Origin of the sequence: Lysobacter enzymogenes, from assembly GCF_017168095.1 — a bacterium.
GTDB classification, from domain to species: domain Bacteria; phylum Pseudomonadota; class Gammaproteobacteria; order Xanthomonadales; family Xanthomonadaceae; genus Lysobacter; species Lysobacter enzymogenes_D.
In genome coordinates this window covers 2,523-10,825 of the sequence record NZ_LXSD01000368.1, presented here as the reverse complement: position 1 = coordinate 10,825, position 8,303 = coordinate 2,523, and the positions used below count along the sequence as shown (strand labels likewise).

Sequence of the window (8,303 nt, the reverse complement as noted above, 5' to 3'; positions counted from 1 at the left end):
CCCGGCACCGCCCGGCCGCGGCCGGATCGCCCCCGACGCCGGCCGCGGCGTCCTCTCGGCCTGCGCCGGGCCTCAGCGCCGGTAGCGGATGCTGCCGCGCAGCGCGGTCGAGCCGGCTTCGCAGCGCTGCTCGAAATCGGCCGCCAGGCCGGTGACCAGACGCGTGGCCGGATCCACGTCCACCGCCTGGATCGTCACCGTCCCCGCGACCCGGTTGCAGCCGCGGCCGTTGCCGGAGAAATCGAAGCCGAAGCTGCTGGCGTCGCCGAAGCGGCTGATCGGGTAAGTGCCCGGGCGCAGGGTCTGCCCGGTCGGCGGACGCAGGATCGCCGACCACGAATCGCGCTGGCCCGAGGCGTTGTAGACCAGGTAACTGTCGTTGCCCGACACGGCGAACGTGCTGGTGTCGCCGGCGTAGTCCTTGCGCACGCCCTGGCCGACGTAGTCGCCGACGTCGCTGTTCAACGACAGCGACAGCGGCTGCGCGTTGTAGCGCAAGGTCGCGGTCAGCAACGGCGCGTTGTCGCGTTCGCAGCGCTGCAGGCCGGTGGCTTCCAGTGCGGTCACCGCGTCGTTGGCGCCGTACTCGATCTGCTGGATGTAGACCGAACCCCAGACGCGGTTGCAGCCGCGGCCGTTGCCGCCGATGTCGATGCCCGGCGAGCGGCCGGTGCGGAACGCGGAGCGTTCGGCGAAGTAGTAACGTCCCGGCTGCAGGCGCTGGCCGCGCGGCGCGCCGAGTTCGGCGTACCAGTAATCGTTGCCCTTGCGGACGCTCATCTGCAGTTGCTGCGCGTTGCCGCTGACCGAAATGGTCGAATCGTTGCCGGTGTAGGCCCCGGTCTGGCCCTGGCCGATGTAGTCGCCGGTTTCGCTGACGAACGAGTACGAGGTTTCGGCCAGGGCTGCGGGCGCGGCGGTCAGGCCGGCGACGGCCAGCGCGAGGGCGCGGCCCATCGTCGTGAGTCGGGTCATTGCGCGATCTCCATGATCTGTGTGCGGCCGTGCGGATGCGCGGCCGGTCCTTGCGGTTGCGATGCGTGCGGTTGCGATGGGTGCGATTGCGATGGGTGCGATGACGGCGCGCGACGGAGGCCGGCGCGGGTCTGGGTCGGTTGCGACGGGTACTTCGCTATGCAGTGCTGGGCGATGCGCTTGCCGTGGTGCGGAGAGAAGTTTGCCGCGCGGGCATCTCGCACGAAGAGAACGCGGCGGGCCGCCGGTCGGCGATGCGTGGACGGCGGCGTCGCGGTGCGCGCGACGCGGGTGTCGGCGCGGGTGTCGGCGCGGGTCGGTTGCGGCGGTGCGCGGCGGGGAGTCGATGCGGATTTATCGCGGCGTTTGTAGCGGCGACGGAATCGGCGGTTGCGGCGTGGGCGCGGTGGCGCGGTCGCGGCTTGCGCCGCTCCTACAGGTAGTGGGCGGAATTACGTGGGCGCCGAAACGACGACGGCGGCCTGTGGGCCGCCGTCGTGGAGCGAGTTCGAAGCGCGAACGCGATCAGCGGAACGGCATGCCGCCGCGGCCGCCCATCATCCCGCGCATGCCGCGCATCAGGCCCTTCATGCCGCCGCCCGACAGCTTGCTCATCATCTTTTCCATCTGCTGGTATTGCTTCATCAGCTTGTTGACGTCGGCCGGGGTCAGGCCCGCGCCCTTGGCGATGCGCGCGCGGCGCGAGCCGTTGAGCAGGGCCGGGTTGCGCCGTTCCTTCTTGGTCATCGAGTTGATGATCGCGACCATGCGCGGCACTTCCTTGCCGGTGATCTGGCTCTTCACCGAGTCGGGAATCTGGCCCATGCCCGGCAGCTTGTCCATGAGCCCGCTCAGGCCGCCCATGTTCTGCATCTGCTCGAGCTGGTCCTTCATGTCGTTGAGGTCGAACTTCTTGCCCTTGGCGACCTTCTCGGCGAGCTTTTGCGCCTTGTCCTTGTCGACCTGCTGCTCGACCTGCTCGACCAGCGACAGCACGTCGCCCATGTCGAGGATGCGGCTGGCGACGCGGTCGGGGTGGAACACGTCCAGGCCGTCGGGCTTCTCGCCCACGCCGATGAACTTGATCGGCTTGCCGGTGATGTAGCGCACCGACAGCGCGGCGCCGCCGCGGGCGTCGCCGTCGGTCTTGGTCAGCACCACGCCGGTCAGCGGCAGCGCTTCGCTGAAGGCCTTGGCGGTGGCGGCGGCGTCCTGGCCGGTCATCGCGTCGACCACGAACAGGGTTTCCACCGGCGCGACCGCGGCGTGCAGCGCCTTGATCTCGCTCATCATCGCCTCGTCGATGGCGAGGCGGCCGGCGGTGTCGACCAGCAGCACGTCGACGAAGGACTTGCGCGCATCGTTGATGGCGGCGCGCACGATCTCTTCGGGCTTCTGCGAAGCGGCCGACGGGAAGAACAGCACGTCGACCTGTTCGGCAAGCTGTTTGAGCTGCTCGATCGCGGCCGGACGGTAGATGTCGGCGGACACCACCATCACCTTCTTCTTGCGCCGTTCCTTGAGGTGCTTGGCGAGCTTGCCGACCGTGGTGGTCTTGCCCGCGCCCTGCAGGCCGGCCATCAGGATCACCGCCGGCGCCGGCACGTTGAGGTTGAGGTCGGCGGCCTGCGAGCCCATCACCGCGGTCAGCTCGTCGCGCACGACCTTGATCAGGGCCTGGCCCGGGGTCAGCGACTTGAGCACCTCCTGGCCGACCGCGCGCACCTTGATGCGCTCGATCAGCGCCTGCACCACCGGCAGGGCGACATCGGCCTCGAGCAGGGCGATGCGCACCTCGCGGGTGGCCTCGCGGATGTTCTCTTCGGTCAGGCGGCCACGGCCGCGCAGGCGTTCGATGGTGCCGGAGAGGCGTTGGGTCAGGGATTCGAACATGGCGGGGGGCCGGGGGCTGCGACGACGGGGCCGGCAGTATAGCGGCCAGGAGATAGCGGATAGGAGTTAGGAGATAGCGAAAGCCGGCCCCTGCTACCTCCTAACTCCTATCCGCTATCTCCTGCCCTTATGCCAAACTCCCCCGATGACAATCGTTCTCATCGCCATCGCCCTGTACCTGGGCGCCACCGGCCTGCTGGTCTCGGCGGTGCGCCGCGACGGCGGCCGCGGCGCGCGCGGCTGGCTGTTGCCGGCCAATTTCGCGGTGTTGCTGCACGGGCTGGCCCATCTGCTGGCCTGGCGCGTCGCCGGCGGCGCCGACCTGCATTTCTTCGCCGCGCTGTCGCTGGTCGGGCTGGGCATGTCGGTGCTGACCGCGATCGTCGGCGCGGCCGGGCGCATGGCCGCGCTGGGCGTGGTGGTGTTCCCGCTGTCGGCGCTGATGCTGCTGGTCTATCAGCTCTACGGCCACGTCCAGCACCCCGAGCCGCTGGACTGGCGCCTGCAGCTGCACGCATGGATGGCGCTGCTGGCCTACGCCACCCTGGCGGTGGCGGCGCTGCTGGCGATGATGCTGTGGCTGCAGGAACGCGCGCTGCGCCGGCGCGAGTTCCACGGCTGGCTGCGCGCGCTGCCGCCGCTGGTGGAGCTGGAAAGCCTGCTGTTCCGCACCATCGCGGTCGGCTTCGTCCTGCTCACCGCGACCTTGCTGACCGGCGTGCTGTTCGTGGAGAACCTGCTGGCCCAGCACCTGGTGCACAAGACCGTGCTCAGCGTGCTGTCGTGGCTGGCCTTCGGCGGCCTGCTGCTGGGGCGCTGGCGCTACGGCTGGCGCGGCGTGGTCGCGGTGCGCTGGACCCTGGCGGCGATGGCGCTGCTGGTGCTGGCGTTCTTCGGCAGCAAGTTCGTGCTGGAACTGGTGTTGCGGCGGGTTTGACCGGCGCGGCCGGCGCAGGGAACGCACGATGGTGAACTGGATCAAATCGCTGTCGCCGCGCAGCGAATTCGTCGGCGTGCTGACGCTGGCCTTCGGCGCGCCGATCTACCGGAGCCTGAGCATGGCGTTGTCGCCGCAGCCGCTGACGGCGGTGTTCGACAACGCCAGCCTGAGCGGGCTGATGGCCACGCAACTGGCGACGCTGGCGATCATCGGCGCGTTCCTGCATCTGCGCGGCTGGACCTGGGCGCGGCTCGGGCCGGCGCCGCGCTGGCGCGACCTGGCGCAGGGATTCGGGCTGGCGGCGGCGACCCTGGTCGGGTTCTCGGTGTTTCATGCCGCCGCCGCGCTGACCGGCCTGCTGCCGATGAATGCCGACGACTCGGTGCGGGTGGCGTCCGACCTGGACGGGCGGCTGATGCTCGCCGCCTCGATGGTCAACGGGTTCTTCGAGGAAGCCCTGGTCTGCGGCTATCTGGTCTCGGCGCTGCGCGGGCGGCCGTCGATGTGGACCGCGATCCACCTGAGCACCGCGATCCGCGCCAGCTACCACCTCTATCAAGGCGAGGCCGGCGCGGTGATGGTGCCGATGGGGCTGGCGTTCGCCTGGCTGTACTCGGTCGGCGGCCGGCTGTGGCCGCTGGTGGTGGCGCACATCGCGCTCGACGCGCTGGCGCTGTTCGCGCGCTGATTGCGGCCGGCCGAGCGCCTGCGCCGGCCCCGTTCGCCCCCCCGCCAACCCTGTTCGCCGGCGCGCCGTTCGTCGCCGACTTGATCGTCTTTGGCGTGTTGCGGCGCAACAAATCGTCCCGGCAGCGCTGCGGTGAGTATTCGACCGCTTGCGTCACACCTTCGGGCACAAGAAAAATACCCAAATAAATCATCTATTTATCGGTCCAGACCGAGGTAACCCGGTTTAAGCACGCCCGGTCGGTACTTGCTGAACGGGGCTATTGTCAGCTCAATATTTGCATTGACAACTATTGCGCGGGCGAGCACCATGCCGCGCCATGACGACCCCGACCCCCACCCAGCCCTGCTCCACCTCCAACCTCGGCCTGCTGTTCCGCCAAGTGCGCGACGCGATGTGGGCGCAGATGGAGCGCGAGCTGGCCCAGGCAGGCCACGATCTGACCTTCAGCCAGTTCATCACTCTCAAGGAGTTGGCCATCGGCACCGCCGGGGTCACCGAGCTGGCGCGAGCGGCCCAGCTCAATCCGGGCGCCATGACCCGCCTGCTCGACAAGCTCGAAAGCCGCGGCCTGGTCGCGCGCGTCGCCGATCCGGACGACCGCCGGGCGCTGAACATCCACCTGACCGAAGCCGGCGCCGCGATCTGGGCCGACATCGACCAGTGCGGCCGGCGCGTGCGCGAACGCGCGATGTCCGGCCTCAGCGACGCCGACCGCGAACAGCTGTACCGCTTGCTCGAACAGGTCCGCGACAACCTTTCCCTCTCCGGTTCCTGAGCCATGTCCGTCAACGACACTCGCCCGCGCCGCGGGCTGCAATACGTGCTCGCGCCGCTGGCCGCGGCGTTGATCCTCGCCGGCTGCGCCAGCACCCGCGGCCTGCAGCCGTCCGGCCACGCGCTCGACGCCGACAGCCTCCAAGCCAAGCGCAGCCTCGCCGCCGCCGACCTCTCGCCCGCGCAGTTCCCGCAGCGCGACTGGTGGACCGCGTTCGGCGACGCGCAACTCGACAGCCTGATCGCCGAAGCCCTGGCCGGTTCGCCGAGCCTGGACGCGGCCGACGCGCGCGTGCGCCAGGCGGTCGCCCAGGCCGGCCTCGCCGACGCGGCGCGCAAGCCGACTCTCGGCGCCAGCGCGCAGTATTCCGGCGCGCACCTGCCCGAGACGCTTGCGCCGGAACCCATCGGCGGCAAATACCTCGGCGCCGACGTGCTGATGCTGAGCTTCAAGTATTCGCCCGATCTGTGGGGCGGCAAGCGCGCGCGCTGGCAGGCCGCGCTGGGCCAGTCGCGCGCGGCCGAAGTCGAAGCCCAGGCCGCGCGCCTGACGCTGTCGTCCAACATCGCCCGCAGCTACGTCTCGCTGGCCCAGGCCTTCGAGGCGCAGGACGTGGCCAAGGCCGAGAAGCTGCGTTCGGACAAGCTGCTCGGCCTGGGCCAGCAGCGGGTCAAGGCCGGCCTCGACAACCAGTTGCAGATCCGCAACGCGCAGAGCGCCAGCGCAAGCGCCGACCAGCAGATCCAGGCCGCGCAGCAGCAGATCGACGCCGCCCGCAACGCGCTCGCCGCGCTGCTGGGCAAGGGCCCGGACCGCGGCCTGCAGATCGCCCGCCCGACCCTGCTGGCCGGCAACGCCGCCGGCGTGCCCGACGTGCTGCCGAGCGAGCTGCTCGGCCACCGTCCCGACGTGGTCGCCGCGCGCTGGCGCGTGGAAGCGACCTCGCACGGGATCAAGGCGGCCAAGGCCGATTTCTATCCGACCGTGAACCTCAGCGCGATCGTCGGTCTGGCCACCGCGCACCTGTCGGACCTGTTCACCAGCCAGGCGCGCCTGTACCAGGGCGGCCCGGCGATCAGCATGCCGATCTTCGACGGCGGCCGGCTGCGCAACGAACTGGCCGGCAGCGACGCCGACTACGACCTGGCCGTGGCCAACTACAACCAGAGCCTGGTCGGCGCGCTGCGCGAAGTCGCCGACGCGGTGCAGTCCTCGCGCTCGCTCGACGGCCAGCTGGTCTCGGCGCAGCAGGCGCGCGATGCCGCGCAGCAGGCCTGGCAGATCGCCACCACCCGCTACCGCGCCGGCCTGGGCACCCAGATCGACGTGCTGACCGCGCAGCGCCCGCTGCTGCAGCTGGACCAGCAGCTGGCCGCGTTGCGCGCGCAGCGCCTGGCCGCGCGCATCGACCTGGACCGCGCGCTCGGCGGCGGCTTGCAGCTGAGCCCGCCCGACCCGGTCGCCGCCACGGTCCCCAACGCTTCTTCCGATAACAACGCCATCGCCAAGGCCCCCACGCCATGACCACCGAAGTCAATCCCAACGCCGCCGCGGCGGCGCCGGCCGCGCCGCCGAAGAACGGCAAGCGCCGCAAGGCGCTGCTGATCCTGCTCACCGTGGTCGTGGTCGCCGCGATCGCGTGGACGCTGTACTACATGCTGGTGCTGCGCTGGCATCAGGACACCGACGACGCCTACGTGCAGGGCAACGTCGTCAACATCACCCCGCAGGTGCAGGGCACCGTGGTCAGCATCGGCGCCGACGACGGCATGAAGGTGACGGCCGGCCAGGTGCTGGTGCAGCTCGACCCGAACGACGCCCAGGTCGCCTACGACCAGTCGGTGGCCAACCTCGCCAACACCGTGCGCCAGGTGCGCGGCCTGTACAGCGCGGTCGATGCCGGCCAGGCCGACCTGTCGGCGCGCGAAGTCGCGGTGCAGAAGGCCCGCGCCGACGTCAAGCGGCGCGAAGGCCTGGTCGCCGGCGGCGCGGTCTCGGCCGAAGAGCTGGCCCACGCGCGCGACGAACTGGCTTCGGCCGAAGCGGCGCTGTCGTCCTCGCGCGGCACCCTGGCGCGCAACCGCGCCCTGGTCGACGCGACCACCGTCGCGCGCCAGCCGCAGGTCGCCGCGGCCGCCGCGCAGTTGCGCCAGGCGTACCTGAACCTGCAGCGCTCGGCCATCGTCGCGCCGGTCAGCGGCTTCGTCGGCAAGCGCAACGTCCAGCTCGGCCAGCGCGTCGCGCCGGGCACCGCGCTGATGACGATCATCCCGCTCAACGAAGTGTGGGTGGAAGCCAACTTCAAGGAGACCCAGCTGGCCAACATGCGCATCGGCCAGCCGGTGGAGCTGCACTCGGACCTGTACGGCTCCAAGGTGCGTTACCAGGGCAAGGTCGTCAGCCTCGGCCTGGGCACCGGCAGCGCGTTCTCGCTGCTGCCGGCGCAGAACGCCAGCGGCAACTGGATCAAGATCATCCAGCGCGTGCCGGTGCGCATCGAGGTCGAGCCCAAGCAACTGGCCGAACACCCGCTGCGCCTGGGCCTGAGCATGCACGTCGACGTCGGCATCCGCGACCAGGACGGCGCGGTGCTGGCCAGCGCGCCGCCGGCCAAGCCGGTGCTGAGCACCCAGGCCTACGCCAAGCAGTTGCACGACGCCGACGCGACGATCGAAAAGATCGTGCGCGAGAACCTGCCGGGCATGCAGCACGGTTGAGCATGGAAGCGGACGGACGCGCACGAGGCGCGTCCGCCCGCATTGCGGCGCGGGCCGCGTTCGCATCGGCCGATATCCCTCCCCCGATCGGGATCGAAGCGAACCGTTCCGCCGCCGCAAGGCGCAGGCGAGCACCTCCCCCACGTCGTTCTCGCCTGCGCTTCCTTTTTTGCCGGCACGAAGGTGGCGCGACCTCGGCTCCAACCGAAGCGACGCAACCTCGGCTCCAACCGAAGCCGCATCGCTTCTCGTTCGTCATTCCGGCGAAAGCCGGAATCCAACCGAAGCGACGCAACCTCGGCTCCAACCGAA

General features: G+C 70.3%; 7 protein-coding genes. 5 read left to right on the top strand and 2 right to left on the bottom strand.

Features of this window, described 5'->3' with window-relative positions; genetic code table 11:
- Positions 1 to 72: 72 nt before the first annotated feature.
- Together A7A76_RS14870 and ffh are read right to left on the bottom strand one after the other, a co-directional pair.
- Positions 73 to 975 (bottom strand): hypothetical protein, encoded by a 903-nt coding sequence (locus A7A76_RS14870; protein WP_206411912.1) that lies wholly within the window; start codon positions 973 to 975, stop codon positions 73 to 75.
- Between the two features lie 525 nt (positions 976 to 1,500).
- Positions 1,501 to 2,868, bottom strand: coding sequence for a signal recognition particle protein (gene ffh, locus A7A76_RS14865; protein ID WP_206411911.1), 1,368 nt, complete (start codon positions 2,866 to 2,868; stop codon positions 1,501 to 1,503).
- A gap of 145 nt (positions 2,869 to 3,013) precedes the next feature.
- On the opposite strand from ffh, the gene A7A76_RS14860 reads away from it, so the two are divergent.
- The 5 genes from A7A76_RS14860 (at position 3,014) to A7A76_RS14840 (ending at position 7,991) form a co-directional block, all read left to right on the top strand.
- Positions 3,014 to 3,805 (top strand): cytochrome C assembly family protein, encoded by a 792-nt coding sequence (locus A7A76_RS14860; protein WP_206411910.1) that lies wholly within the window; start codon positions 3,014 to 3,016, stop codon positions 3,803 to 3,805.
- 28 nt (positions 3,806 to 3,833) lie between these two features.
- The gene (locus tag A7A76_RS14855) at positions 3,834 to 4,496 is read left to right on the top strand and encodes a CPBP family intramembrane glutamic endopeptidase (RefSeq protein ID WP_206411909.1); all 663 of its coding nucleotides are present in this window, start codon (positions 3,834 to 3,836) and stop codon (positions 4,494 to 4,496) included.
- A 319-nt stretch (positions 4,497 to 4,815) separates the two neighbouring features.
- A complete protein-coding gene (locus A7A76_RS14850) occupies positions 4,816 to 5,274 on the top strand; it encodes a MarR family winged helix-turn-helix transcriptional regulator (protein ID WP_074866390.1) in 459 nt (152 codons plus the stop codon).
- A 3-nt stretch (positions 5,275 to 5,277) separates the two neighbouring features.
- Positions 5,278 to 6,798, top strand: coding sequence for an efflux transporter outer membrane subunit (locus A7A76_RS14845; protein ID WP_206411908.1), 1,521 nt, complete (start codon positions 5,278 to 5,280; stop codon positions 6,796 to 6,798).
- Positions 6,795 to 7,991, top strand: coding sequence for an efflux RND transporter periplasmic adaptor subunit (locus tag A7A76_RS14840; protein ID WP_206411907.1), 1,197 nt, complete (start codon positions 6,795 to 6,797; stop codon positions 7,989 to 7,991). Before A7A76_RS14845 ends, A7A76_RS14840 begins: the two co-directional genes overlap by 4 nt.
- The last annotated feature ends 312 nt before the right edge of the window (positions 7,992 to 8,303 follow it).